Source organism: Halomonas sp. KG2 (assembly GCA_030440445.1).
GTDB lineage: Bacteria > Pseudomonadota > Gammaproteobacteria > Pseudomonadales > Halomonadaceae > Vreelandella.
Genome location: CP098528.1, coordinates 1,107,869 through 1,134,335, shown reverse-complemented (window position 1 = coordinate 1,134,335; position 26,467 = coordinate 1,107,869). Strand labels below are relative to the sequence as shown.

Genomic DNA, 26,467 nt, shown 5'->3' with positions numbered 1-26,467 from the left:
ACTCTCCTCATTTTGGTCTATAACAGTGATTATACGCCTCGCTACAAAACCCCAATAAACGCGATGGCACGTTCATTGGGGTTTTGCAGACACCCAATTTGACTCTACCCCATTGATTCCCAAGAGAGCAAAGCCAATTTTGGCATCCTATCCAAAATTCGCGTGCTTGCGTGTTTTTCCCTGCTCAATAATACTGTACAAATAAACAGCAATTAAGTGTGACTCTTATGAAACTAATGGAACGCGTCAAGGCGACCCTGCGGGTCAAGCGCTATAGCCTCCGTACTGAGAAAACCTATTGCTACTGGATTCGCTTTTTCATTCGTTTCCACAGAATGCAGCATCCTGCCAATATGGCGGGCAATGAAGTGCGGCAATTTTTGGAATATCTCGCGTTAGAAAGGCACGTCGCTGCGGCAACACAAAACCAGGCACTCAATGCCATCGTGTTTCTATATCGCCACGTTCTAGATCAACCGCTGGGCGAGGTGGGTAATTTTAGCCGGGCGAAGCGCCCTAAGCGCTTACCTGTCGTGCTTTCCCACAAAGAGGTGATGGATGTGTTTGAGCATCTGTCCGGCTCCATGCTCCTGATTGCATCGCTGATGTACGGCTCTGGGTTACGAGTCTCCGAAGCTTGTCGGTTGCGCGTAAAAGATATCGATTTTGCGCGCCACGTCATCACTGTCCGTGCAGGCAAAGGCAATAAAGACCGCACTACGCTGTTGCCACCTTCATGCGCTCAACCATTACATACCCATATACAAATCGCTGAACAACAGCTGACCTCTCGCATTGGAACAAACGCAATTCCTGTATCACTGCCCTACGCGCTGGATATAAAATATCCGAATGCAGGCATTTCCCTTGCGTGGCAGTGGCTTTTTCCTTCATCCAAGCCCTGTTTCGATGAGTGGGGGCGTGTAGTGCTACATCACATCCATACTTCTGCCGTACAAAAAGCCGTTAAATATGCCATGCGGTCTTCTGCTCTAACACGACCAGGGTCGTGCCATTCTTTACGGCATAGTTTCGCAACTCAGTTGCTTAGCCAAGGCACTGACATTCGCACGGTTCAAGAGTTACTAGGCCATAAAAGCATCGAAACCACTCAAATATATACCCATGTGCTAGGTAATGGATTTGCAGGTGTTAGAAGCCCATTAGGTTAATGCAGTACATCAACGTTTCTAAGAAGCCTGTTATTCACTCACTATCCCCCTTGCATCTCTTCTCTCCTCCTCCTAGACTGCTTGGCACTAACTGCTTGACGGGGTGCCGGTGAATCCGGCTGAGATGGCGCAGGGCGTATCCACTTGATACTGCCAAAGCGCTGGTCCCGCTGAACCTGATCCGGCTAATGTGCTGCTCCTATGACGAGCGCGCGGGTACCGGCGTAGGGATCAAGCGATGGCCTCGGCTTAGCTTCACGCCTCCTTCTGCGCCATTCCCTCGATCTCAACCGCCCACCTTCCGGATCATTACTACCGGAGGCACCATGGGCTACCGCTTTGCTGATCTTACTAATGCCTGCTATGACGACTGGCGCGCCTATATTGAGCACGATTTTGTCCGTCAGTTGGGTACCGCCGCGCTACCAGAAGCATCGTTTCGCCACTATTTGAAACAGGACTACCTGTTTTTGATTCACTTCGCCCGCGCCTACGCGTTGGCCGCCTATAAAAGCCCTACGCTGGCTGATCTGCGCCAAGCCCATGAAGGTTTAAAAGCCATTGTGGATGTGGAGTTGGGCCTGCACGTGGGCTTTTGCCAGGAGTGGGGAATTTCCGAGCAAGAGCTGGCGGAGCTTCCTGAAGCCAGAGCCACCTTGGCGTATACCCGCTACGTATTAGACACCGGCAATCGCGGCGACCTGCTCGATTTGCACGTGGCGCTGGCTCCTTGCTTAGTGGGCTACGGCGAAATCGCCAACTGGCTGAATGCTCAGCCTTCTACCCTACGCGGCAGCCAAAACCCGTTTGATGCCTGGATAGCGATGTACGAAAGCCAGGAGTTTCAGACCGCCATGCAGGCTGAGCTTGAATGGCTCAACGCCCGCCTGGCCGATGTTACCCCTGCCCGCTTTGCCGAGCTAAGCAAGATCTTCCGCGACGCCACGCGTCTGGAAATCGATTTCTGGCAGATGGGTCTAGATCTGATAGACAGCGATCTAACAGACAAAAGTCTCACCCATTAAGCCAACACAATAACCATAATCAACAACGAAGGAAGACGACCGTCATGACGAAGACTTTAGAAACTGAAACTGTAAAAGCTAAGACCTCAAAAACTGAGACCGTAACAAGTAGAACCAGCCATTTTTTAGCTGAAACTGCTCAGGTCGATGCGGCTGCCATTCAACCGCTGCCCGCCTCGCGCAAGGTGTACGTTGAAGGCTCACGACCAGATATCCGCGTGCCGTTTCGGGAAATCACCCTGTCGCCCACTAAAACCAGCAGCATTGATGAAGAGAATCCGCCGCTACTGGTGTACGACACCTCTGGCCCTTACACCGACCCAGCCGCCAACAACGATTTACGCAAAGGCTTACCCGCCCTGCGCCGCGCCTGGATTGAAGAGCGCAACGATACCGAGTTCCTTGACGGCCCCACCAGTGAGTACGGCAATCGCCGCGCTAACGACCCGACACTTGCCCAGTTGCGTTTTGATTTAACTCGCACCCCGCGCCGGGCAAAACCAGGTAAGAATGTCACCCAATTGCACTATGCGCGCCAGGGCATTATTACCCCTGAAATGGAATTTATCGCCATTCGCGAAAACCAGCGCCGCCAAACATTAGGCACCGCTGAAGTTGAGCGTATTCTTGGTCACCAACATCCTGGCCAGAGCTTTGGTGCAAAATTGCCGGAAGAGATCACGCCGGAATTTGTGCGCGACGAAGTCGCCCGGGGGCGCGCAATCATCCCCAACAATATCAACCACCCAGAATCCGAGCCGATGATTATTGGCCGTAACTTCCTGGTGAAGATTAACGGCAACCTGGGTAACTCGGCAGTTACCTCGTCGATTGAAGAAGAAGTCGACAAAATGACCTGGGGTATCCGCTGGGGATCGGACACCATCATGGACCTTTCCACGGGCCAGAACATTCACGAGACCCGTGAGTGGATTATCCGCAACTCGCCGGTGCCGATTGGTACAGTGCCGATCTATCAAGCGCTTGAGAAGGTCAACGGCATTGCCGAAAACCTGACCTGGGAAGTGTTCCGCGACACCTTGATTGAACAGGCTGAACAGGGCGTGGATTACTTCACCATTCACGCGGGCGTACTGTTGCGCTATGTGCCAATGACTGCCAACCGAGTGACCGGCATTGTCAGCCGTGGCGGCTCTATCATGGCCAAGTGGTGCTTGTACCATCACCAGGAAAGTTTCCTGTATACCCACTTCGAAGAGATCTGTGAGATCTGCAAGCAGTACGACGTAGCGTTTTCTCTGGGCGATGGCCTGCGCCCCGGCTCAGTCGCCGATGCCAACGACGAAGCGCAGTTCGCTGAGCTGGAGACCCTGGGTGAGCTGACGAAGATCGCCTGGAAACATGATGTTCAGGTGATGATCGAAGGCCCTGGCCATGTGCCCATGCACCTGATTAAAGAGAACATGGATAAGCAGCTTGAGGCGTGTCACGAGGCACCTTTCTATACCCTCGGCCCACTGACCACCGATATCGCCCCCGGCTACGACCACATTACCTCCGGCATTGGCGCGGCCATGATCGGCTGGTTTGGCTGTGCAATGCTCTGCTATGTGACGCCGAAGGAGCACTTGGGTCTGCCGAATAAAGATGACGTCAAAACCGGCATCATCACCTACAAAATTGCTGCCCACGCAGCAGACTTGGCCAAGGGTCACCCGGCAGCACAGCGTCGCGATAACGCGCTTTCCAAGGCACGTTTTGAATTCCGCTGGGAAGACCAGTTCAATCTGGGGCTAGACCCGGACACCGCCCGTGAATTCCACGACGAAACTCTGCCGAAGGACTCTGCCAAAGTGGCGCACTTCTGCTCTATGTGCGGGCCGAAGTTCTGCTCCATGAAGATCAGCCAGGAAGTACGCGATACCTATCGTGACCGCGCGCCGGAAAATGCCGCTGAAAGTGATTCCGAGGCAGTCAAACGTGGCATGCAGGAGCAAGCGGAGAAGTTCCGCCGCGAAGGTAGCGAACTGTACCAGGAAGTTTAAAATAGCAGCCTGTAAGTTTCGCTACTAACGAGTGGCTCTTGGGTCTTACACGACTTCAAGGGCCATTTTTTTAAGCAAGGAGAGGTTAGTTTAATTTAAGTTGTGTATGATTATCATTCATAGTTAATTTTATTCCAAATGTTCAATTTCAAGCCAACATTTTTCAAAGGACTGACTCTAGATGAGAACGAAACTATCCTTGGCTATTTCTCTTGCCCTTCTCAGCACGGGCGTGCTGAGTGGCTGCAGCGATGATAGCGCGCCAACAGCAACAGACACCCAGCAGGAAGCACCAAAAAACCTCTCAGCTTCCCTGTTGAAATATATCCCCGCCGACTCTCCCTATTTTGTGGCAACACGGGAATCAATGCCTGAACAAGATGCCTTTGCTCTTTACCAGCGCATGCAGCCAAAGAACAGCCTTGAAGCTGACTTGGATGAACTGCGCGACATGCTGCACGAAATAGACGATGACGTGTTGCATTCGCTGATGTCACTGTTGATCGCTATGGGTGAAGAGTTTGTCGGGGTTGAAACACTCGATGATATTCATGCACTGGGCTTTAAAATGAGCCCCCAGGTCGCTTTATACGGACTGGGTATCTTGCCCACTCTGCGTATGGAATTGCAGGATGAAGACGCTTTCCGCGAAACGCTGCAGCGCATCCTCACCAATGCAGATATCAACCCGAGTACGGCCACAACAGATGGAAAAGAGTACTGGGTGCTAACACAAGATGGTCCGATTAAAGCCATCATGGCCATTATCGATAAGCAACTGCTGATGTCGGTGGTGCCAGAAAATGTCAGTGATGAGTTGCTATCACAGGTGCTGGGTAGCACCCTGCCTGACAGCAACATTGGTGATACCGGCGCCCTAGAGGAAATTGAACAGCGTCATGGCTTCACGCCCTATGGTGCTGGGGAAATCGACTCATCACGCCTGCTTAGTGAGCTGAGTACACCTACACACTTAGGTACTCAAGCACTATTGGACGCGGCTGATGCAGAGCGGCTGGATCTCTCCGCCTGCCAAGCAGATATTGACCGCATCACCAACCGCTTCCCTGGTCTTGTAATGGGCATGCGTGAGTATAACCTCGACCGTATGGAGATGAATCTCATCCTGGAAACCGATGAGGCTATTGTCAGCGATCTTCGTGCAATGACCGCTCAGGTTCCGGGCCTTGGTAGCACAGACGGCATGGCCAGCTTTGGGCTAGGCCTGAATCTACCGGTACTGATGCAAACTGTTCAGAAGTATGCTCAGGAAGTGCGTCAAAACCCGTTTAGCTGTGATGAGCTACAGGAATTAAACAGCAGCTGGAATGAGCTCAGTAAAGCGATCAATAATCCCATCGCCATGATGGTTGGCCCATCCTTATCTGGTTTCAGAGCACGCCTTAACAGCCTGACAATGAAACAGGGCGAGCCCGCCGGTACCGGTCTTTTGACCCTTGCTTCGCAAAACCCGCTTGCCCTGCTGTCTACAGCCAGCGCGTTCGTGCCTGATTTAGGGACACTTGGACTTGAACCCGGTGGAGAAGCCAAAAAAATTGACAGCATGATGCTGCCACCAGACTCACCAGAGCTCTACGCGGCCATGTCTGAAAGCGCCATTACCTTAGGCGTTGGCATCAGCGATTCCGAAACACTACAGGAAGAACTGCAATCCCCTGTTTCCGAGCGTGACCTACTGGTTCATGGCCATCTGACAGGTGAGTTCTACCATTCGCTGGCCGATGTTATAGCGCAAATGCCTTCCGATGAATTGGCAGAGCTTGATATTGATTTGCTCAAGCAATATAGCGATATCTACAAGAACATGGAGTACTGGTTCAGAGTGGATGATGCAGGCGTTGAAATGAGCTTCTCACTGGAACTGAAATAAAACGGGCTATCCCTAACATCCGAAAAACTCGCTATTGGATACAGCTGTCATCGTGTCACTGTGGACGCTAGCGAGTTTTTCGTCGGCAGCCTGGCTGATAAATGTGCCATTGGGTTTGTCGTCAATTTCAATGTGCCCAGGCTCAACAAAAATAGCCGCTTTCATCATGGTAGGCATGATTGAAGTGAGTGATACCCCATCACTATTGAGCCCACTGGATGATGGAACGGCAATTGACGTGGAACAATGAGAGATACATTAGATATCTATAGACTTAAATAGCATTTAGCGCGCTATCTTACTTATACCAAGTGTACCGCTGGCTGCTGTTTTTTTAATCTATAGGTATCCATTATGCCGACACTACCTTTCAACCCCTGGTCGACCGCAGTCGCTGTGGCCACCACTCTATTGATTTGGCTGGTGATTCCTTTGCCAGAAGGGCTGACGCCAAACGCTTGGCTTATGCTGGCAATATTTGTCGGCACTATTGTCGCTATCATCGGCAAAGCCATGCCTATTGGGGCGATCTCTGTGATTGCGATTTCTATTGTCGCGGCAAGTGGTGTTACCGGCGACACGCCAGGTGAGGCCATCAATGTCGCCTTAAGCAGTTATGCCAACCCACTTATCTGGTTAATTGCCATTGCGATTATGATTTCACGTGGGTTGATTAAAACTGGTCTGGGTGCACGTATTGGCTACTACTTCATCTCGATTTTTGGCAAGCGCACGTTGGGAATTGGCTATGGACTCGCCTTTTCCGAGCTTTCAATTGCGCCTGTCACACCAAGTAATACAGCGCGGGGTGGCGGTATCATTCATCCCATTATGCGCTCTATCGCTCACAGCTTTGACTCACACCCTGAAGACAACACGTCTGGTAAAATCGGCAAATATCTAGCGCTGGTGAATTACCACAGCAACCCCATCACCTCGGCTATGTTCATCACCGCCACCGCCCCTAACCCATTAACCGTTCAACTTATCTCGTCCGCCACTGGAGCAGAAATACAGCTGAGCTGGTTAACCTGGGCGGTCGCCATGCTGCTGCCGGGCTTGGTCGCCATCCTGGCGATGCCGTACATTCTGTACTTGCTTTACCCACCGGAAATTAAAGAAACCCCGAATGCCACCCAGTTGGCGAGAGACAAACTTGCCGAACTAGGAAAGCTAAGCCGAAACGAAGGCATCATGTTGCTCGTTTTCTTAGTGCTGCTTTTGCTTTGGGCGGATATCCCAGCGATTTTCCTGGGGGATGCGGTCACGCTTAATACCACCACGTCTGCGTTTATTGGCTTATCGCTACTCCTGCTAACAGGGGTTTTGACCTGGGAAGATGTGCTGAAAGAAAAAAATGCGTGGGATACGCTGCTGTGGTTTGGTGCTCTTATCATGATGGCAAGCCAACTTAACGAAACAGGCCTTATTAGTTGGTTTTCAGCGAATATGCAGAGCTGGATTACCACAATGGGGATTGGTTGGGCGGGAGCCTCTGCGCTTCTGGTACTTACCTTTCTTTATACCCATTACTTTTTTGCCAGCACGACTGCACACATCACTGCGATGATGGCAGCATTTCTCACCGTTGGCTTAAGTCTCGGCGCCCCACCTATGCCTTTTGTACTGATTATGGCGGCCACATCTTCGATTATGATGACCTTAACCCATTACGCCACAGGCACTTCACCAGTCATTTTTGGCTCAGGCTACCTGACGCTGGGAGAGTGGTGGAAAGCAGGTTTCATTATGAGCGTGGTGAATCTGCTCATTTGGGTAGTCGTTGGTGGTTTATGGTGGAAGCTGCTTGGCCACTACTGAGTTACCACCTAAAAGCCAACAGAGGTTATTGACCTCTGTTGGCACTGGAATGCCCTGGCTAGACACTATTTCTTAGCCTTCTCCTTGGCCTTACCTTTACCTTTCTGCAGTTCGCCCTTTACTTGTTGGGCTTTACCCTTAGCTTCTGTTTTACTACTTCCGGTTACTTTGCCAGCTGCTTCCTTCACTTTTCCGGCGGCCTTATTGACAGTACCTTTCACTTTATCTTCTTTGCCACTTGCCATGACGAACACCTCTAATCCGTTAGTGGGGATGATGCCGCTCACTAAGTGAATACTCACTTCGAATGGCGACACCTTCCTTAGCGTAGCCTTTGTTAGAAAAGTTACCTCAATTACTTTTAGGCAGGCGCGTTGGCTGCCAACTATTTAGCAAACAGTGTAAACAAGCCATTACCAACAAGGTGCCCACGAGCGCAACGCTCATCGAAGAGAACCGATAAAGCGCGCTATAAACAAGGTCTTGCTGCGGGCCTAACGATTGTCCAAAGAGAATACCCAACGTTGTCAGCCCTCCAAAGCCAATGCCTGAGCCGCCACCTTCTAAAATATGTTCTCTAGCAAACAGCATTAGTCCAAGCCAATAGAGCAAAATCACCAGCAAAAAATGATGGCTTTGGGTGTAAAGCAATAGCTGCATTGCCAGCGCCAGATTACAGCCCAGTAGCGTACCGATTGCTCGCTTACCTGCCGACACGCGAGCACCGGAATAGCCTAAAGCAAACAGAATCAGAATGGTGGCCATTTGCGCTGACAGCGAATCGCGAAGGTCAAACATTTGGAACACTACAAACGAGAGCGTGGCCGTAATGCCGCCCATCAATGTTTCATGGCGAATTTGGGCTGCAGGCTTTGTACCACGCGGTGGTGGCTGGCGGGGTTCAACATCGGGAAATAGCGTATGCATCAACATGGCAATAAATACCGCCAGCAGGCTGGCCATAATATTACTCGCCAACAGATCGCTTAAATCAACACCAGGGTAGCTAGCAAAGTGCAGCAATATGCTTAGCGTCAACACGCCATTCGCGCCAAACAGAAACAGCGGGCCTTTTGCCATTAGATTGAAGCGCAGCAAAAACAGACCTAGTACGACCAGTGTCATCACTACCGGCATATGCTTTAGAAGCCCCACCACCAAGCTGACTTCCAAAGCATTCAAGCTAACGTTCGCCAAAAACTGGCGAATGATGCTGCCATTTAAAATGGGTACCATACCCAACAAGAACATCGGGAAAACGGTAAAAAAAACGCCATAATTCCAGCCCATCAATTGGCTAATAATAAACCCCAGCGAACCGCCTCCCGCTACCCGCAGGCACTGGCGCAGGCCGTTTTGAGAGAGCGCTGGCTTATTAACAGCCTCTATGGGTGTTTTTTTAATAACCGTTTTAATAGCCGCTTTAGTAAACATAGTGCAGCCAACTAATCAGGTGCGCCTGCAACCATGCAAACGGTTTAGCCATGTCATGTTCGCCCGGCACTAGTTGCACTGTTGCCCGCGCACCACTCGGGGGTAGTTCAGTCAACGGCGTATCTAACGCCACATGAATACGCGCACGTTGCGCATCTCGTATCCAACGATCTGAAGCAGGAATATCCACAAGTTGACCATCCGCTGCCTGCTGGCCTGCGCGGGTGCCGGCGTCAAAGGCACTGACATGCCCTTCAAAAATTCGTCCAGGCAACGCATCGAATACCACTTTTGCTTCATCGCCAAGCGCCACATGGCGCAGGCTCTTTTCACGAAAATCAGCCACGACCTCTACCGTGCTCGCGACCAGCGCCACCGCAGGCTGCCCCGCCTGCACATAATGGCCAGGCTGTAGCTGAAGATTAGCGACCACACCGGACTCTGGCGCTTTTACCACCGTATGGGCTAAATCCAGTTCAGCTTTTTCAAGGGCATTATTCGCTTGGCGAAGGCGTAAGTTATCGTCGCCCTCTTCTCCCAACTGTACCTCTAAGCTTTCAATCTGTGCCTGGGCAGATGCCACAGCCGCCTGTGCGGTATGTTCGGCCGCGACCTGCTGTTCGTACTGCTGACGAGAAATCCCCTGACGCCCAAGCAGCGCTTCAGCACGGCGGCGCTCACCGCTGTGCTCATCGTAAGTAGCCTGTGCCGAGGCAAGTGATGCCCTGGCAGCCGCTAGCTCTGCATTTAAGCGGGCGTTTTCTTGCTCCGCTTGCTCCCGGTTTAATTGGGCTTGGGAGTGAGCGATTTGAAAGGGAGATGGGTCTAAGCGAAACAGCACATCACCCTGGGTTACCGGCTGATGGTCTCTCACCACAACTTCTTGCACAGGGCCGCTTAGCTCAGGAGCAATGCTGGTGACGGGGCGCATTGCCCGCGCCTCAGGCGTCATGGGCATAAAGCTATCGGCCATTAAGAAGTAAACGAATAGCAATAAAAATACGGTCAGGGCTATTTTCACCCAGCGAGTAAATTTTTGATCAGGGGACATTGGGATTTCTCATTGACGAGCACCAAAGCGGCGATGTCACCGCTTGGAGATATTATTAGGTGGAATACTTTAGTCTAACAAATCATTAGCACGCTAACAATATTCTCATTATGAACAAGCGCTCAATAAAGTCACTCCAATGACTTTCCCTTGATACATCAACTTATTATGCGAACCAGATACCCTTACCATTCGCTAGCAAGCCCCTATTCTTAGCGCAAAAAAAGCCCTATCGCTAGGGTTAGCAATAGGGCTTTATTTCTGCTGATAGGTTAATTAAGTGTTAGGCGATTGCCTTAAAAACGGTACTTTAGGCCTACACTGGCAGCATCAAAATCATAGGCAGATTTATCCAGGTAGCGCATGTAGTCAGCGCCTACCGATACATTGGAACTGATATCCATTTCCGCACCGGCACCGTAGGAGAAACCGGTTTCACGGTCGCTATTAATATCAACCTCTGTGAAGCCCGCTAAGCCATACAAACGCACTTCTGGAGCAATGGGTACGATACCTTTCGCATAAGCACCCGCAACGTGATTTAGCTCGGCACCACCATCTGAACCACCTGTCCCCAAATGACCTTCTAAGGCAAAATAGTCATTGAACTGTGCCCCACCACGGAGACGCAAACCAACGTCATCGCGTGAAGAGCCTCTTTCTGGGTTCAGGCTCCAAAACATGGCATCGCCGCCCACATATCCTTGTGGGTACTGGAAGGATTGTTGCGCTTGAGCCGATGCCGCGAACGTACCCGCACCAACTAAAAGAGCGGCAGAGGTGAGTGATAATACGGTCATCTTCATAAGTTAAACCTCAGTTAAAAAACAGCGTTTCCTTACACTTTTTAATTTTGGCTTATACTTTAGGAGAACGCAATCTGCCAGCCCAACTTGCACACAGTTTCCTTTTTCCCCTCCTACTTACCTACCTTTCGAAAGACTGAGCACAACAATGCCGCCAACGACCACTGCCCCACCTACGAGTTGGCTTGGGCTTAGCATCTGACCTAGAACGATATAACCAAGTAGTAAAGACGCTACTGGCTCGAAGTTCATCACCGGAGCATTGCGCGCCATGTCCAGGCGTGGCACAAAAATAAACAGTAGGGAAAAAGCACTACCGTATAGCAAAGCTAACAAGGCTAGTCCTGTCCAGCCTGCGCTGTTATCTGGCAAGCTCATTCCCCCAGGAACCGCCCCCAGCACCCCACCAACGATCATGACAATAAACACCGTTTGCATGGTCAGCAGGCTACGTAAGGTGCTGCCAACCCCTGCCAATCGATGCTCAGTGACCCAAAGCGCGCAAGCAAACGCAAAAGCGGCACTTAACCCAAACCCAATACCAACCAACCACTCAGGCCCCATGGCATTGGCATCCGCGAACCAACTCGGTATATCGAGCACCACTAGCAGCCCAATCAAAATAGTGCCCATAATCAGGCAACTGCGCAGCGAAGGCCGAGGTCCGCCCAACGCCCAACTTAACAGCGCTAATTGAATAGGAAAGGTGTTGACCAGCAACAGAGCAATGACCACTGGCAAACGTGCAACCGCTGAATAAAGGCTCACGCTTTGAATGGCAATCAGAAGCCCTACTGCCAACTGCCATGGCCATGTGCCGGGCGGTAGCCAAAGCCGCTTTTTTTGAACCACGACCAGCGTCAGTAAAATCAAACACGCCACGCCAGAACGCATCAATACCGCAAGAAGTAAGCCAGTACCATTATCAAACGCAAGCCGCGCGGAAACGTGGTTAGCTGCGAACATGGTAGCCACCGACATCATCAGAAAAATGGCTAGGTGGCGAGGCAGTAGCGTTGGTAACGAGGTAGAAGGCATAGGAACAAAACGGCTCACGATAAGTAGATTAAACAGCAGGATGACGACATTTTATGCTGAAGGCTAACGCAATACCGCGCTAATATCATGCAGCGCAGCATATCATACCAAGGTCTAAACCACTTTTACGCTAACTACTTTACAAAGGTTGTCATGAGCACACCGATGCTGGTCATTAACTATGGCTCTTCTATCAACGATGCATTGATTGATGGTGCCCCTCAGGGACCGGGAACCATGATGCCGAAACGGGAGGAAGTTAATAACCTATTTCCCAGGCTACCCAGGTCGGCGCTATCCCCCCTTCACATCAAGCTAGTTCTCAGCGGTTGATAATTGCTGCCTGACAAACTCAAGAGAGGGCCGTAAAAAGTGTAAACAGGAGCCGGTTCGATAGATATTCAAAGATTCAGGTATACGCTGTAATTTGCTATACGAGTAGCTATGTAGACACTCTTCGGCATGATGTTTCTGCTCGCTACCCAACGACACTAAATCACCTACCCAATGCCAGGCCTGATTGCGCTCGGCGTAGGCCTTCGCTTGAAAGGTGTATTGGTCGTAAATCAGCCACTGGATACTCGGGTCATCGTCAATACGAACCGCTCTGCAAGGATCCGGCTGGTTCAAGCACATCAAATCCTGTTTAGCCAGCAGCACCAGTAAAGACTCGGGCATCGTAGCCGTCTCAGGCCTTATACGAAACTGTTGGGCTAGATCGTTAGTATCCAACAGAGACTCGGTGTTACCGGATTGAGCTTGCTTTATGTGAAACTCGACACGACGTTTCAGCTCAGGATGCGTCTGGGCAAACTCGCTCTCGGCCAGCTCTTGCAGAGCTAGGTTGCCGGGCCGCCCAAGTCGATAGAGCACATAGTCGAAATCAAAATCTTCCACTGCTGTGTGCCCATCCAATAATCGCTTTACCTGATGCTGGGCAGACCAGTGGCTCATGTCAGCCAGTGGCGTATTAACCAGTATCAGCACACTGGCCACCAGAAGAGCCAGCCACCTATTGACGCGGTGAATACCGGGTAACGCTGCTTTTCGGCGCCAAAGTATTATCACGCTGTAACTGAAGGTAAAAGTCGCCACCAATGCTTGCAGCAGTCCAGCCCATAACCGGTCCAAACTGAGCCCATACTGGTCGATACGCAGCCATAGTGCCCAAGCCGCCAATAGGCTGCCAATTGGCAGGAGTACGACCGCCACCAAAACCGTATTGCGTAGCCAACCAGGGTAAGGAGAGTTGCTATGGGTTTGATGGAATACAGCGTTAAAGAACAGTAGCAAGGTTAACATCAGCGCCATAAGGATTTGCGCTGCCTTGCCTGTATCCCATATGGGTTCTAACCCTGTCCACATCAGCACGGTGAAGAATAGCAGGATGACCAAGGCAACTAACGGCAAAAGTGTCTTGATAAGCGCTTCACACATCAGCCTTACGCTGGCAAGAAAGCGGAACCGGTTGCGAATCATCACCACGGCGATACCGAGCATCAACCAGGTAACCGGATAGACAAACACCGGCTTATAAAAAACACGTTCAAAAAAGTCTATGCCGATGGCAGTAAAAAGCGCTCCCCATAGCCCCAAAATTACCCAAAACACCCCTATAAACAGACTGACCTGGGCAATTGTCAGGGCGAATTCCCATGAGTAATTCAGCAATGGTTGATAGGCTTTTGGCCATGTGCCACTGGAAGCACTGCTTCTAAAGAACAGAGCAAGGATGAGCATAGCCACCCCCACAGTCATACTAAAGGAAGCCATCAGGGGTGATGTATTCCGGTAAGGCGCTTCCGGCATAGAGGTTGCCCAACCAAGGTGCCACCCCATCCAAAACAGCAGAGGCGTCAACAACAGCGGTATTAAATTGATACGATCCCGCAGTCGCACCATGCTAATCAGGTAAAAGGCAGGTACCACGATAGTGATGGAATAAAGTGCGCTTAGCCAGCGTTGGTCAGTGGCTAGCCAGTGTGTATGTTCAACAGCCAGATGCAACGCGTAGAGTGCAACCCCCTGAAACAGGGCAATAAGAATCAACCCAATGCTGGTGCTACGATCCAAGGCGCTTAGACGGTTATCATCCATGATAATTCTCTGAGGGGCAGGTGGCGAACGTGATATCACGTCATTAGTCGGCTCAGAATACCAATAATCGCAGGTAGACGTTATTCATGGGTGGCCAATATCAATTAACAATTGCACCACGTCTTAAGTCATTACTGACCGTGACTCCACATAGAAAAATAGCCCCAGGCACTGCCTGGGGCTATTTTATTTAGCGAATTAACGTGTGTAAGAATTACCTGTCAGGCCCACATAGGCACCATGGCTTCCAACACCATCACTAAGCTCATTGCGGTAATCGTCAGAATCGATACACCGAACACCTTTTTGGCCCAGCGTACGTCATCACCCAGTCGAAAACCACACAGCGCTAAGTACAGCCAGTAGCCGCCCATTGCTAATGCAACGCAGAGGTAGCCCGTACCCGCTTGACTGGCTAGCACCAAGGCGAGCGACGCAGGAATAAACGCGACGATGTAGCCCAAGATGTGGTGTTTTGCCCGTTTGATACCATGCACCACCGGCAGCACTGGAATCGATGCCCGGCGATAATCCGCATAGCGAAAAATCGCAATGGCATACGAATGCGGCATCTGCCAAAGGCAGAAGATGACCAGCAGCATGAAAGCACCGCTATCAAACTGCCCCGTCACCGCACAATAACCAACAACCGGCGGCATCGCCCCAGAAAGGCTGCCCACCAACGTGCCGTATTCAGAGTGTCGCTTCATATAAAGGCTGTACAGCCCAACGTAAACGCCCCAGCCGATCACCGCTAATGCCACGGTTAAGCCGTTGGTGCCCAGCGCCAAACACACCACGCCCGCTACCCCAAGCAGCGCCGAAACGCCTAATGCCTGAGTAATAGAGATACGTCCTTTGGCCAGAGGGCGATGGCGCGTACGCGCCATCAAAGCATCGATATCACGGTCAATAACGTTATTACAGGCGCAGCCAGACGCAATGACCAGTGCAATACCCAACATGACCGTACTAAACGTGACCCAATCAAAGGTACCGTGGGCGGCTAAAAAATAACCGCCTAAGGTTGCAATGAGATTGCCGCCAATAATGCCTGGCTTTGTTAGCGCGAGTAGGTCACGCCAACGGCTAGGCACCACCGTTAACCGATCATCATGTTGAGATGCAGATGCTGCATGATCCATAAAGAGCCCCCTACCACCAAGACAAGTATCGTCAGCGTGAAAACGAAAGACATCACGTTCCACCCTTCGTCGGCGTTGGTGTTCATATGCATAAACATGACCAGCTGAACCAAAATCTGCAGCACGGCTGTTACTGCGATAACGACCACCGTCGTGACGGTGCTTAGTGCACCGCTCATCACGACCGCGAATGGAATCACGGTTAGCACTAAAGATAGCAGAAGCCCAGTCACATACGATTTAACGCTGCCATGGGAAGAAGTTGAATTAGATGAAGAATGGCTCATCTCACAGCACTCCCATTAAATAAACGAACGAGAAAACACAGATCCAGACGATATCCAGAAAGTGCCAGAATAGGCTTAGGCACAGAATTCTAGGGCGAGTCATCGGTGTTAGCCCTTTGGTAGAAAGCTGCACCAACATGACGAGGATCCATACCAAACCAACGGTCACGTGCAGCCCGTGAGTGCCCACCAGGGTGAAAAACGACGAGAGAAACGCACTCTGATCGGGCCCATACCCTTGATGAATCAAGTGCTGGAACTCATAAACTTCCATGCCAACAAACGCCGCGCCCAGCAGGAAGGTTATCGCTAACCACGCCTTTACTTGGCCAATGCGCTCAGCATTCATGGCCAACACGCCTATGCCGAAAGTAAAGCTACTAAACAGCAGTAAGAAAGTTTCGACGAGCACGAAAGGTAGCTCGAAAATATCTGCCGCCGTCGGGCCGCCCGCCATGCCCTTCATGAGCACGGCGTAGGTAGCAAACAGTGACCCGAAGATCACCAGATCGCTCATTAGATAGACCCAAAAGCCGAATAATTTGGTGCCGCTGGCATCATGGTGCTCATGGGGCTCAGACGTTGCGCCATGGTGTAGGGTATCGGTAGCCATTACGCTCGCGCCTCCGCATAGTTTGTCTGCTTACTATCAGTTGAGTCACTGGCGGTCGGGGTGGTTTTGCGCTGCTGGTGCTCACGCTCAATCCGCTCCACTTCTGCGGCAGGCACGTAGTAGTCGATATCATCGTTGAAAACACGCGCTAAGAAGCTGATGACTACGCCAAGCGCACCCGCCGCGGCTAGCCACCAGATATGCCATACCAGTGCAAAACCAAGTACCAGGGCAAACAAGCTGATGATCGGCCCTGCCACGGTATTACGAGGCATGTGGATATCGGTATAAGGCGCTTCATCCAACTGTTCGTTGCTACGCTGTTTTTGCGACCAGAAACTGTCGATATCGCCAACTTCAGGCAAACGGGCAAAGTTGTAGAACGGTGCTGGTGATGACGTTGACCACTCCAATGTACGGCCATCCCATGGGTCGCCAGTCACATCGGCATTCAGCTTGCGGTCACGAATGCTCACCCAGAACTGAATAATGGTGCAGGCAATGCCCATCATGATGATGACGGCACCTACCCAGGCCAGGATCATCCACGACTGCCACTCTGGGTTGGCGTAGGACTGCATGCGGCGCACCGCACCAAAGAAGCTCAACACATAGAGCGGCATAAAGGCGACATAGAAGCCAATAAACCAACACCAGAATGAACGCTTGCCCCACTTCTCGCTAAGCGTGAAGCCGAATGCTTTGGGGAACCAGTACGTTAAGCCCGCCATCATGCCAAACACCACGCCACCAATAATCACGTTGTGGAAGTGGGCAATCACGAACAGGCTGTTATGCAATACAAAGTTGGCAGCGGGTAGCGCCAGCATCACGCCGGTCATACCGCCTAAAGTGAAAGTAATAATAAAGCCTAAGGTCCATAGCACCGGCGAGGTCAGCTCCAGGCTGCCGCGGAAGATAGTGAACAGCCAGTTGAATACTTTCACCCCGGTAGGAATGGCAATAATCATCGTCATAATGCCGAAGAAGGCGTTGACGTTTGCACCAGCCCCCATGGTGAAGAAGTGGTGCAACCAGACAATAAACGACAGCAGCGTGATCGCCACTGTGGCCCATACCATGGTGGTGTAACCAAACAAACGCTTACGCGCGAAGGTCGCGATCACTTCAGAGAACACGCCGAAGGCTGGCAGGATCAGGATATACACTTCCGGATGCCCCCAGGCCCAGATGAGGTTGACGTACATCATCATGTTGCCGCCAAAATCATTGGTGAAGAAGTGCATGCCGAAGTAGCGGTCTAGGGTTAACAGCGCGATGGTCGCGGTAAGAATCGGGAAAGAGGCAATAATCAGGACGTTGGCACAAAGCGATGTCCAGGTAAAAATAGGCATGCGGAACATGGTCATGCCTTTGGTGCGCATTTTCAGGATTGTGACAAAGAAATTAATCCCGGTGAGCGTCGTCCCTATGCCGGATATTTGTAACGCCCATATCCAATAGTCGACCCCCACACCAGGGCTAAACTCTATCCCCGAAAGTGGCGCATAAGCGAGCCAGCCAGTTTTGGCGAATTCTCCTACTACAAGGGAAATATTAACTAGAATCGCGGACACCGCGAACAGCCAAAAGCTCAGGTTATTCAAGAAAGGAAAAGCAACGTCGCGTGCGCCAATTTGCAGCGGCACCACCAGATTCATCAAGCCGATGACCATGGGCATCGCAACGAAAAAGATCATAATCACGCCATGGGCGGTAAAGATCTGATCATAGTGTTCAGGAGGGAGGTAACCCGCGGCCCCACCAGCCGCCATAGCCAACTGGGTACGCATCATAATGGCATCAGCAAAGCCGCGTAGCAGCATCACCAAGGCAACCACAAAATACATAATACCGAGCTTTTTGTGATCAACGGAGGTAAACCACTCGCTCCACAGCCAGCCCCACTTTCGGTAATAGGTTAATGCGCCGATAAGCGCAGCACCGCCAATCGCCATCATGGCGGCAACGATCATAATGATCGGTTCGTGATACGGAATCGACTCTAATGTCAGTTTTCCAAACATGCTTAACCCCCCGCTTCAACGCTTGTGGGATGGCCGCTCATCGCGTGATCCTCACTAGCATGCTGATTGGTAACGTGGCCAAACGCGGCCTGATGATGGGTAGCGCCTGCGCTTTCTAGCTCGCCAGACTCGCCGTGGCTATCGTCAACATCACTGACGGCTTCGTGGTTAACATGGTCGCCATGACCACCGTGCCCACTGCCACCGGTATGAAAGCTGGTCAGAATCGACGTATAGAGCGCCGGAGATACCTCAGAGAAGTACTCGACCGGGTGGTATTCACTCGGTTTGGCTAAATCGCTATAACGGTCGGGATAGGTCAGGGTTTCATTGGAAGCCCGCACGTTTTCAACCCACGCCTCAAATTCTTCTGGGGTGGTAACGTGAGCATCGAAGGTCATTCCTGAGAAGCCAGCACCGCTGTAATTTGTGGAACGGCCTGGATAAACGCCGACGTCGTCTGCAATTAGATGAACATCGTTATCCATACCCGCCATGGCATAAATTTGGCTGCCTAAGCGCGGAATAAAGAACGCATTCATCACAGAGCCAGAGCTGACTCGAAAACGCACCGGTGTATCCACAGGAAAGGCAAGCTCGTTGACACTGGCAATGCCTTGTTCGGGGTAGATGAACAGCCATTTCCAGTCCAGCGCTACCACTTGGATTTCCATTGCGGCGGTATCGCTTTCGATGGGCTTATGGGGATCTAAACTATGGGAGGTTTTCCAGGTAAGAAACGCTAAGACAGCGATGATTAAACAAGGCACTGTCCATACCGCGACTTCAATCGCATTAGAGTGCGCCCAGTCGGGTAGGTATTTAGCAACATTGCGATTGCTGCGCCGATAACGCCAACCAAACAGCAGCGTCATCACTATCACTGGAATCACTACAATTAGCATCAGCCCAAATGAGGTCAGTATTAGCGAGCGTTGCTCAACGCCAATCTGCCCTTTGGGATCCAACAATGCAGAACTGCAGCCCGTTAACAACAGGCACAACATGACGAGCACGAATGTGCCTCGCCTGCGCCAGAGGGTATGTCGTTGCATGGTGTGATCTCGTCAGAGAGTTGTCCAAAACAGCGCACTATTTGACCAGCTGAATAGCTAGCTAAATAGCCCGCTAACTAACACCCCATACTTTTCCCAGAACAGTGAGTACGTATGCGTTGCTCCGGGAAAAATATGCGCTACCGAAGGGATTGGTAGCGAGTCATAGCCAATACACGCCACGCGCGCATAAACTAAGACTAAAGTATTTTCTATTGATCTGGATCAATCAGAAAGAGACGCTTTGCCGCACCCCGAATGCTCAATAGTGTGTTAAGCGACTGTCACACTGGGTGATGCATGAGGAAGACAATCTTGAACTTTCGACGCACTGTCATCGTCGGTCACGACAATATCGAAATCGGATAACGCGGCAAAATAGGCTGGGCGCACTAAACCAAATTTGCTGGCATCAACAATCAACAGGCGCTGCATAGCCGTTGCAATGGCAGCCTGTTTTGGCGCTACTTCATGAAAATGGAAACAACTAACCCCACGCTCGCAGTCCACTCCTGCGGCAGAGATCAATGCTTTATTAATGCCTAAACGCTCAATCGCAGCACGCATACCATCACTACCAAACGATTGTGATGAGGCATAAAACAGTCCCCCTAGCAGCACTAACCGCACATTAGGCAGCGCGGCCACTGAGTTAGCCACGTTAAGGGCATACGTCACCACAGTGAGCTCGCGGAAATGGCTTAACTGACTAAGTAAAGGAATCAGTGTTGAACCGCAGTCAATGAATAGCGTATCGCCGTCTTCGATAAAGCTGGCAACTCGCTGACAGAGGCGGTGCTTAATCTGATAATGGCTGGCCTGTTGCTCAGTCAGATCGTACACCGGTGTTACGCCAGGGTAGTTTGCCATGACCAACCGACCGCCCAACAAGCTAATCGCCGAAGGCTGCGTAGTAACGTCCCGACGGATCGTCATTTCAGAAACACCGCACAGCTCAGCAGCATCGCGCAGATGCAATGTCCCCCCGCTGGCAAGCGCTTCTTGCAACATTGCCAAACGCTGAGCGCTTCGGTCATTCATGGCAAACCTCTCCTTTAATCCCAAGTTCAGGCGTTATTTGTTATCAGCGGTTAGTGGGTATCCAAGGCCTATGCTGAGCCAGCCCTCATTATATTTCCACTGTCAGACACTGCTCTTCGACTATTTGAGAGTCATATCACATATACAAAGCGTTGATGGGCTAATACTTGCAAATCAACGTTAAAAAAATAACACTAAATGTTATAATTTTAACATCAACACCAGCCCACACGACTCATAACAACCCTGTTGAGGCTTCCATGACTGCTCACACCCCTTCTCGTTCTTCTTTCGTCACGCTTGGCGCTGGCGTTTTGCTGGCTAGCGCTGCGCTGGTAACGCCAGCGTTAGCAAACGACACCCCCGCGTCACCAACGACGCCCCTTTGGTCGTTTGCCAACGTTTCGGTGAACTACTTGGATTGGTCTAACGGTACTGAAGCGCGTACCGCTAGTAACGCAGCAAAAAGCGACTTCACGTTTGTCGAAATCGAAGGCGGCGTCGGTTACAGCTGGGGCGAATTCTACGGTTTCTTCGATTTCGAGAACCCAACCAACGATCAGTTTGACGAATCAAGCGGTGGTAAAGACAACTTTCGTACCGCTGGAAAAGTCACATCGCATATTTATCTCGGCGACAGCCCGCTATCAATCTACGCGCACCTGTACGACTTCCGCGATTATGGTTTCAACGCTCGCGAGCAGGATCAAATTCTCGGCCTCGGCTACCGCACGACGTTCGACAATGGCCTATGGTTTAAACCGTTTATTGGCGCAGCACGTGTGCAGAGCGACAGCTACACTGGCATGAACGGCTTTATGGCAGGCTGGGTAGCAGGTTATGACTTCTCAGCGCTCAACCAGAACTTCAGCGTCACCAACTGGCATGAACAAACCTTTGGCCGTGACGACGAGTACCTGGAACAAAACTACGTAGGTGATAAAGCGGGGAGCGTAGGCACCAACGGCGCGCTTAGCTTGTGGTGGCATCCTTCTGAGCTAATTACCACTGGCGTGCAGTATCGCTACTCAGACAATAAGCTGGGTACCCCGAACGCTTACCAAAATGCGATGATTTACTCAGTAAAATTAAACTTACTGTAATCGCTCCACTTCACACGCTCGGAAGGTACCCACATGACTCTCATCATGAGCTTGGTAGGCATGGTTACACTGGTAACCATCGCACTTATCTTCTCTTACGACCGTAAATCCATCCGGCTGCGCACCGTGCTTGGTGCATTTGCCATTCAGGCAGGTATCGGTGCATTTGTGCTTTATGTGCCCTTTGGCCAAGCAGTTCTGCAAGCCATTTCGTCTGGTGTTAGCCAAGTATTGGTCTACGCCAATGACGGCATTGGCTTTCTGTTTGGCGGCTTAGCCGATGTCGATAACGTCGGCTTTGTTTTTGCCATAAAAGTACTGCCCGTGATTATCTTTTTCTCGTCACTCATCGCAGTACTTTACTACATAGGCATTATGCAGTGGGTCATTCGGATTTTAGGCGGCGCACTGCAAAAAGCACTTGGCACTTCTCGCACCGAATCTCTTTCTGCCACGGCAAATATCTTTGTTGGCCAAACCGAAGCGCCGCTGGTGGTACGTCCGTTTATCGCCCGCATGACGCCTTCGCAGCTATTTGCGGTGATGTGCGGTGGCTTAGCATCGGTGGCTGGTTCGGTACTGGCGGGCTACGCCGCCTTGGGTATTCCCATGGAATACTTGGTCGCCGCTTCGTTTATGGCGGCACCGGGCGGCCTACTGTTCGCCAAATTAATCATGCCTGAAACTCAAGACGCGACCGATAGCGACAGCGTTTCTAGAGTAGAAGAAGAGCTTAAAGAGCAGGAAGACAAACCCGCCAACGTATTGGATGCCGCCGCAGCGGGCGCTACGTCAGGCATGAAACTTGCCGCTAATGTGGGTGCCATGCTGCTCGCGTTTATTGCGCTTATTGCCCTGATTAACGGAATTCTAGGCGGCGTTGGCGGTTGGTTTGGCTTTGAATCACTCAGCCTTGAACTGATTCTTGGCTGGCTGTTTGCGCCGCTTGCCTTCTTGCTTGGCGTCCCTTGGGAAGAAGCTACCCTGGCGGGTTCGTTTATCGGTCAAAAACTGGTGGTGAATGAGTTTGTCGCCTTTATCAACTTGGCTCCCTACATTGATGGGGAACAGGTAGTGGCCGCCACGGGTCAAATGATGACTCCACACACCATGGCGATTCTTTCCTTTGCGTTATGTGGCTTTGCCAACCTGTCCTCGATTGCTATTTTGCTGGGCGGCTTAGGCAGCATTGCCCCTACACGCCGTAAAGAGATTGCCCGTTTTGGCGTGAAGGCCGTATTGGCCGGTACACTCTCTAACCTAATGTCGGCCTCAATTGCAGGCTTCTTTATTGCGTTGAGTAGCGCCACGGCTTAACGCAGCGAGCACGACACTTTGCAACGGGCGCTGCTGTTTTCACGCAGGGCCCGTTTTGTCTTTTATTAATTTGCGAGAACTCCATGACTGCGACTGCCTCCTCTCAGCACACTCAAGCCCAACTTACCCAAGCTGCCCGTCAAGCACTCACCCTCATGGATCTAACGAGCCTGAACGACAGCGACACCGATAGCACGATTGAAGCGCTCTGCCAGCAACTTAAAACACCCTTTGGCAACCCAGCAGCGGTATGCGTTTATCCGCAATTTGTGGTTACCGCGCAGCGTGCACTAACCGCTCACAAGCTCAATGACCACGTTAAAATTGCCACGGTTACCAACTTCCCAGACGGTGGTGACGACATCATGGGCGCCGCCCGTGAAACCCGCGACGCTGTCGCTTCCGGTGCCGATGAAGTCGATGTGGTCTTCCCCTACCGCGCATTGATGGCAGGCGATGAAGCAATTGGCCTAGAGCTGGTCGAAATGTGTAAAGCCGCCTGCGCTGGTCAAGCACGCTTAAAAGTCATCATTGAATCGGGCGAACTCAAAGATCCCGCGCTTATCAAGCGTGCCAGTGAACTGGCGATTGAAGGCGGCGCTGACTTTATTAAAACATCGACAGGCAAGGTCGACACAAACGCCACCCTGGAAGCCGCTGAGATCATGCTCAACGCGATTAAAGCCAGCGGTGAAGATGTCGGGTTTAAAGCCGCCGGTGGCGTGCGCACCACTGAAGAAGCCGCCGAGTACCTAGCACTTGCTACGAACATTATGGGCGCGCAGTGGATAACGCCTGAGCACTTCCGGTTTGGTGCCTCCAGCCTGCTGGGTAATTTATTGAATACGCTAAGCGGCGCCCCACAAACCGCATCGCTCGCCACTACTAACGGAGGCTACTAAATGTCATCTACCGCTTCTCATCACGCTCTCCTACCCCAGGAACTGATCCGCCTGAAGCGCGATAATCAGCCGCTACCCGCGGAAGAGATCAAAGCCTTCGTACAAGGCATTGCCGATGATCGCATCAGCGACGCCCAGATTGGCGCCTTCACCATGGCGGTGTTCTTAAACGGCATGAGCCGTGAAGAAGTCGTCGCCCTGACCACGGCGACCCGCGACTCTGGCCATGTCATGCAGTGGGACTCCCTCAACCTGCCCGGCCCGATTGTCGATAAACACTCTACCGGCGGCGTTGGTGATTTAGTGTCGTTGGTGCTCGGCCCCTGGGTCGCCGCTTGCGGCGCCTTTGTGCCGATGATTTCAGGTCGTGGCCTTGGCCACACCGGCGGCACGCTGGACAAGCTGGAATCGATCCCCGGTTACGACCCCTACCCAGCGCCGGAACGCTTTAGCAGTGTGGTGAAATCAACCGGTGTAGCGATTATCGGCCAAACCGGCAATCTGGCCCCCGCCGATAAACGCATTTACGGCGTGCGTGATGTGACCGCCACCGTGGAGTCCATTCCACTGATTACCGCCTCTATTCTGGGTAAAAAACTGGCCTCTGGTTTAGATGCCTTAGTGATGGACGTTAAGGTTGGCAGCGGCGCCTTTATGCCCACGCCGGAAAAATCCCGCGAGCTAGCCAAAAGCATCGCCAACGTGGCAACCCAAGCCGGCACCCCAACCACAGCTCTGCTCACCGACATGAGCCAGCCGTTGGCCCCTTGCGCTGGCAACGCGGTCGAAATCGTCGAGACCCTGGCCCTACTGCGCGGCGAACGTGCCAACAGTCGCGTTATGCAGGTCACCCGCGAACTGGCGGTGGAAATGCTGATCGCTGGCAAACTGGTCAACAACCGTGAAGAAGCCCTAACTAAGCTGGAAAAAGCGCTCACCTCGGGTGCAGCAGCCGAAGTCTTCGCCCGCATGGTACGCGAGCTGGGCGGTCCCGCCGACTTTATGGAACGCTCGGATAGCTACTTGGCCACCGCACCGGTTATTCAGCCGGTGTACCCTGAGCAGAGTGGCATCGTACAGCGTATCGACACCCGTGCCGTCGGTATGAGCGTCGTCGAGCTAGGCGGTGGCCGCCTGCGCAACGACGCTAGCGTCGATCACAGCGTCGGTTTTAGCGATATTGTCGAGATTGGCGACCGTGTCGATAGCCAGCGTCCGTTAGCCATCGTTCACGCCCGCAGTGAAGATGCGGCCAAGCGTGCCGCTGCTCAGTTGCGTGCCGCCATGACCCTTAGCGAAGAGCCTGCCGCAGCGGACACACTGCTTCAAGACACCTTCCGAGGAGAAGCCTAATGCGTCGTGCGATTGTATTAGTCCTTGATTCGTTTGGGATCGGTAGCGCCCCCGATGCTGATAAATTCGGCGACCAGGGTGCTGACACCCTGGGCCACATCGCTGCCGCCTGCGCCCGCGGTAACGCCGATACCGCTGAGCGCTCAGGCCCCCTAAAACTGCCCAACATGGCGGCGCTTGGCCTGTTCTACGCCCACCGCGATGCAACGGGAAGCGTCGCCGAAGGCGTTAACCTGCCAGCTCAATTAACAGGTGCGTACGCCCACGCCAAGGAGATCTCCAGCGGCAAGGACACTCCCTCCGGCCACTGGGAAATTGCTGGCGTACCAGTGCGTTTTGACTGGGGTTATTTTCTTGATAAAACCAACAGCTTCCCCCTTGAACTGCTCGACGCCATCGTGCAAGAAGCCGGCCTCACTGGGGTGATTGGCAACTGCCACGCTTCGGGCACCGAGATCATCGCCCGTCTGGGTGAAGAGCACATAGCCACCGGCAAGCCCATCGTTTATACCTCGGCAGATTCGGTGTTTCAGATTGCCGCCCACGAGGAGCACTTTGGCTTAGAGCGCCTCTACGCGCTGTGCGAAACCGTGCGCGAGCTTCTCGAGCCCTACAACATTGGCCGTGTGATTGCCCGCCCGTTTAACGGCGATGACAGCACCAGTTTTGCCCGCACCGGCAACCGCCGTGACTACAGCGTTGAGCCGCCCAGCCCCACCGTATTGCAGAAACTGGCCGATGCCGGCGGCGAAGTGGTCTCGATTGGCAAGATCGCGGACATTTACGCGCATTGCGGCATTACCCATAAGGTCAAAGCCAGCGGCCACGACGCCCTGATGGAAGCCACGCTCGCCGAAGTAGCCCGCACCGCGAAAGAAACCAGCGACCGCCCAACCATGATCATGACCAACTTTGTTGATTTTGATTCGGTTTACGGCCACCGCCGTGACGTGCCGGGCTACGCCGCCGCACTTGAGCATTTCGATGCCCGCCTGCCGGAACTGCTTGCCGCACTCAACGACGATGACCTGTTGCTGCTCACCGCCGACCACGGTTGCGACCCCAGCTGGGAAGGCACCGAACACACCCGCGAATATGTGCCGGTGATGGTGCATGGCGCAGGGTTTGCCCCCGGCCCGCTAGGCGAGCGCGACACCTTTGCCGATATCGGCCAGACATTAGCCGCCTTCTTCGCCGTTGAAGCGATGGAAGACGGCAAGAGCTTTTTACCTAACGCTGCCTGAACCGCAGCGTTGAGCGAATTAATCTGATTAAAAAACGAT

At 52.2% G+C, this 26,467-nt stretch carries 22 protein-coding genes and 1 riboswitch; of the genes, 10 read left to right on the top strand and 12 right to left on the bottom strand.

The genetic code is table 11. The annotated features are described in order from the left end of the window. Positions 1-227: 227 nt before the first annotated feature. The 5 genes from NDQ72_05155 (at position 228) to NDQ72_05135 (ending at position 7,915) form a co-directional block, all read left to right on the top strand. Positions 228-1,172 carry an integron integrase gene (locus NDQ72_05155; protein WKD29343.1) on the top strand — a complete coding sequence of 315 codons (945 nt, stop codon included), beginning with the start codon at positions 228-230 and terminating at the stop codon, positions 1,170-1,172. 89 nt (positions 1,173-1,261) lie between these two features. After that, positions 1,262-1,420, top strand: a riboswitch (TPP riboswitch). 78 nt (positions 1,421-1,498) lie between these two features. Beyond that, positions 1,499-2,197 carry a thiaminase II gene (tenA, locus tag NDQ72_05150; GenBank protein ID WKD29342.1) on the top strand — a complete coding sequence of 233 codons (699 nt, stop codon included), beginning with the start codon at positions 1,499-1,501 and terminating at the stop codon, positions 2,195-2,197. Positions 2,198-2,241: 44 nt separating this feature from the next. Beyond that, positions 2,242-4,203, top strand: coding sequence for a phosphomethylpyrimidine synthase ThiC (gene thiC / locus NDQ72_05145; protein WKD29341.1), 1,962 nt, complete (start codon positions 2,242-2,244; stop codon positions 4,201-4,203). A gap of 181 nt (positions 4,204-4,384) precedes the next feature. Next, positions 4,385-6,094 carry a hypothetical protein gene (locus NDQ72_05140; protein WKD29340.1) on the top strand — a complete coding sequence of 570 codons (1,710 nt, stop codon included), beginning with the start codon at positions 4,385-4,387 and terminating at the stop codon, positions 6,092-6,094. A gap of 354 nt (positions 6,095-6,448) precedes the next feature. Continuing rightward, entirely contained in the window at positions 6,449-7,915 is a 1,467-nt protein-coding gene (locus tag NDQ72_05135; GenBank protein WKD29339.1) for an anion permease, read from the top strand. 65 nt (positions 7,916-7,980) lie between these two features. Here the strand turns inward: NDQ72_05135 and NDQ72_05130 are convergent, their stop codons facing one another. The 12 genes from NDQ72_05130 to NDQ72_05075 all read right to left on the bottom strand — a co-directional run bounded on the left by NDQ72_05130 (position 7,981) and on the right by NDQ72_05075 (position 20,509). Further along, complete coding sequence (locus NDQ72_05130) at positions 7,981-8,160, bottom strand: CsbD family protein (GenBank protein ID WKD29338.1); 180 nt, start codon at positions 8,158-8,160, stop codon at positions 7,981-7,983. 106 nt (positions 8,161-8,266) lie between these two features. Continuing rightward, the gene (locus NDQ72_05125; protein WKD29337.1) at positions 8,267-9,349 is read right to left on the bottom strand and encodes a DUF2955 domain-containing protein; all 1,083 of its coding nucleotides are present in this window, start codon (positions 9,347-9,349) and stop codon (positions 8,267-8,269) included. Further along, positions 9,339-10,400 (bottom strand): HlyD family secretion protein, encoded by a 1,062-nt coding sequence (locus tag NDQ72_05120; protein WKD29336.1) that lies wholly within the window; start codon positions 10,398-10,400, stop codon positions 9,339-9,341. Before NDQ72_05120 ends, NDQ72_05125 begins: the two co-directional genes overlap by 11 nt. 296 nt (positions 10,401-10,696) lie before the next feature. Then, entirely contained in the window at positions 10,697-11,206 is a 510-nt protein-coding gene (locus tag NDQ72_05115; protein WKD29335.1) for a porin family protein, read from the bottom strand. Between the two features lie 117 nt (positions 11,207-11,323). Then, positions 11,324-12,244: a DMT family transporter gene (locus tag NDQ72_05110; protein ID WKD29334.1), complete on the bottom strand. Its 921-nt coding sequence runs from the start codon at positions 12,242-12,244 to the stop codon at positions 11,324-11,326. Between the two features lie 315 nt (positions 12,245-12,559). Next, positions 12,560-14,341, bottom strand: a complete 1,782-nt coding sequence (locus tag NDQ72_05105) for a DUF4153 domain-containing protein (GenBank protein WKD29333.1) — start codon at positions 14,339-14,341, stop codon at positions 12,560-12,562. Between the two features lie 221 nt (positions 14,342-14,562). After that, complete coding sequence (cyoE, locus tag NDQ72_05100) at positions 14,563-15,486, bottom strand: heme o synthase (protein WKD29332.1); 924 nt, start codon at positions 15,484-15,486, stop codon at positions 14,563-14,565. After that, complete coding sequence (cyoD, locus tag NDQ72_05095) at positions 15,444-15,773, bottom strand: cytochrome o ubiquinol oxidase subunit IV (protein ID WKD29331.1); 330 nt, start codon at positions 15,771-15,773, stop codon at positions 15,444-15,446. Before cyoD ends, cyoE begins: the two co-directional genes overlap by 43 nt. A gap of 1 nt (position 15,774) precedes the next feature. After that, positions 15,775-16,386: a cytochrome o ubiquinol oxidase subunit III gene (gene cyoC / locus NDQ72_05090; protein WKD29330.1), complete on the bottom strand. Its 612-nt coding sequence runs from the start codon at positions 16,384-16,386 to the stop codon at positions 15,775-15,777. Then, on the bottom strand, positions 16,386-18,413 hold the full coding sequence (gene cyoB, locus NDQ72_05085) for a cytochrome o ubiquinol oxidase subunit I (GenBank protein WKD29329.1): 2,028 nt from the start codon (positions 18,411-18,413) through the stop codon (positions 16,386-16,388). Before cyoB ends, cyoC begins: the two co-directional genes overlap by 1 nt. A gap of 2 nt (positions 18,414-18,415) precedes the next feature. Then, entirely contained in the window at positions 18,416-19,468 is a 1,053-nt protein-coding gene (gene cyoA, locus NDQ72_05080) for a ubiquinol oxidase subunit II (protein WKD29328.1), read from the bottom strand. 273 nt (positions 19,469-19,741) lie between these two features. After that, the gene (locus tag NDQ72_05075) at positions 19,742-20,509 is read right to left on the bottom strand and encodes a DeoR/GlpR family DNA-binding transcription regulator (protein WKD29327.1); all 768 of its coding nucleotides are present in this window, start codon (positions 20,507-20,509) and stop codon (positions 19,742-19,744) included. 260 nt (positions 20,510-20,769) lie between these two features. On the opposite strand from NDQ72_05075, the gene NDQ72_05070 reads away from it, so the two are divergent. From NDQ72_05070 to NDQ72_05050, 5 genes are all read left to right on the top strand, one after another. Continuing rightward, entirely contained in the window at positions 20,770-21,612 is an 843-nt protein-coding gene (locus tag NDQ72_05070; GenBank protein ID WKD29326.1) for an ion channel protein Tsx, read from the top strand. Positions 21,613-21,645: 33 nt separating this feature from the next. After that, entirely contained in the window at positions 21,646-22,929 is a 1,284-nt protein-coding gene (locus NDQ72_05065; protein ID WKD29325.1) for a NupC/NupG family nucleoside CNT transporter, read from the top strand. An 83-nt stretch (positions 22,930-23,012) separates the two neighbouring features. Then, entirely contained in the window at positions 23,013-23,831 is an 819-nt protein-coding gene (gene deoC / locus NDQ72_05060) for a deoxyribose-phosphate aldolase (protein ID WKD29324.1), read from the top strand. Then, complete coding sequence (deoA, locus tag NDQ72_05055) at positions 23,832-25,184, top strand: thymidine phosphorylase (GenBank protein WKD29323.1); 1,353 nt, start codon at positions 23,832-23,834, stop codon at positions 25,182-25,184. Beyond that, positions 25,184-26,428, top strand: a complete 1,245-nt coding sequence (locus NDQ72_05050; protein ID WKD29322.1) for a phosphopentomutase — start codon at positions 25,184-25,186, stop codon at positions 26,426-26,428. Before deoA ends, NDQ72_05050 begins: the two co-directional genes overlap by 1 nt. Positions 26,429-26,467: the final 39 nt, after the last annotated feature.

Coding starts and splice junctions, on each gene's coding strand:
- NDQ72_05110 (WKD29334.1), bottom strand. CDS start 12,244: ATGCCTTCTACCTCGTTACCAACGCTACTGCCTCGCCACCTAGCCATT.
- NDQ72_05115 (WKD29335.1), bottom strand. CDS start 11,206: ATGAAGATGACCGTATTATCACTCACCTCTGCCGCTCTTTTAGTTGGT.
- NDQ72_05135 (WKD29339.1), top strand. CDS start 6,449: ATGCCGACACTACCTTTCAACCCCTGGTCGACCGCAGTCGCTGTGGCC.
- deoC (WKD29324.1), top strand. CDS start 23,013: ATGACTGCGACTGCCTCCTCTCAGCACACTCAAGCCCAACTTACCCAA.
- NDQ72_05070 (WKD29326.1), top strand. CDS start 20,770: ATGACTGCTCACACCCCTTCTCGTTCTTCTTTCGTCACGCTTGGCGCT.
- NDQ72_05120 (WKD29336.1), bottom strand. CDS start 10,400: ATGTCCCCTGATCAAAAATTTACTCGCTGGGTGAAAATAGCCCTGACC.
- NDQ72_05105 (WKD29333.1), bottom strand. CDS start 14,341: ATGGATGATAACCGTCTAAGCGCCTTGGATCGTAGCACCAGCATTGGG.
- thiC (WKD29341.1), top strand. CDS start 2,242: ATGACGAAGACTTTAGAAACTGAAACTGTAAAAGCTAAGACCTCAAAA.
- NDQ72_05140 (WKD29340.1), top strand. CDS start 4,385: ATGAGAACGAAACTATCCTTGGCTATTTCTCTTGCCCTTCTCAGCACG.
- deoA (WKD29323.1), top strand. CDS start 23,832: ATGTCATCTACCGCTTCTCATCACGCTCTCCTACCCCAGGAACTGATC.
- NDQ72_05050 (WKD29322.1), top strand. CDS start 25,184: ATGCGTCGTGCGATTGTATTAGTCCTTGATTCGTTTGGGATCGGTAGC.
- NDQ72_05125 (WKD29337.1), bottom strand. CDS start 9,349: ATGTTTACTAAAGCGGCTATTAAAACGGTTATTAAAAAAACACCCATA.
- tenA (WKD29342.1), top strand. CDS start 1,499: ATGGGCTACCGCTTTGCTGATCTTACTAATGCCTGCTATGACGACTGG.
- cyoA (WKD29328.1), bottom strand. CDS start 19,468: ATGCAACGACATACCCTCTGGCGCAGGCGAGGCACATTCGTGCTCGTC.
- cyoB (WKD29329.1), bottom strand. CDS start 18,413: ATGTTTGGAAAACTGACATTAGAGTCGATTCCGTATCACGAACCGATC.
- NDQ72_05075 (WKD29327.1), bottom strand. CDS start 20,509: ATGAATGACCGAAGCGCTCAGCGTTTGGCAATGTTGCAAGAAGCGCTT.
- NDQ72_05065 (WKD29325.1), top strand. CDS start 21,646: ATGACTCTCATCATGAGCTTGGTAGGCATGGTTACACTGGTAACCATC.
- cyoD (WKD29331.1), bottom strand. CDS start 15,773: ATGAGCCATTCTTCATCTAATTCAACTTCTTCCCATGGCAGCGTTAAA.
- NDQ72_05155 (WKD29343.1), top strand. CDS start 228: ATGAAACTAATGGAACGCGTCAAGGCGACCCTGCGGGTCAAGCGCTAT.
- NDQ72_05130 (WKD29338.1), bottom strand. CDS start 8,160: ATGGCAAGTGGCAAAGAAGATAAAGTGAAAGGTACTGTCAATAAGGCC.
- cyoE (WKD29332.1), bottom strand. CDS start 15,486: ATGGATCATGCAGCATCTGCATCTCAACATGATGATCGGTTAACGGTG.
- cyoC (WKD29330.1), bottom strand. CDS start 16,386: ATGGCTACCGATACCCTACACCATGGCGCAACGTCTGAGCCCCATGAG.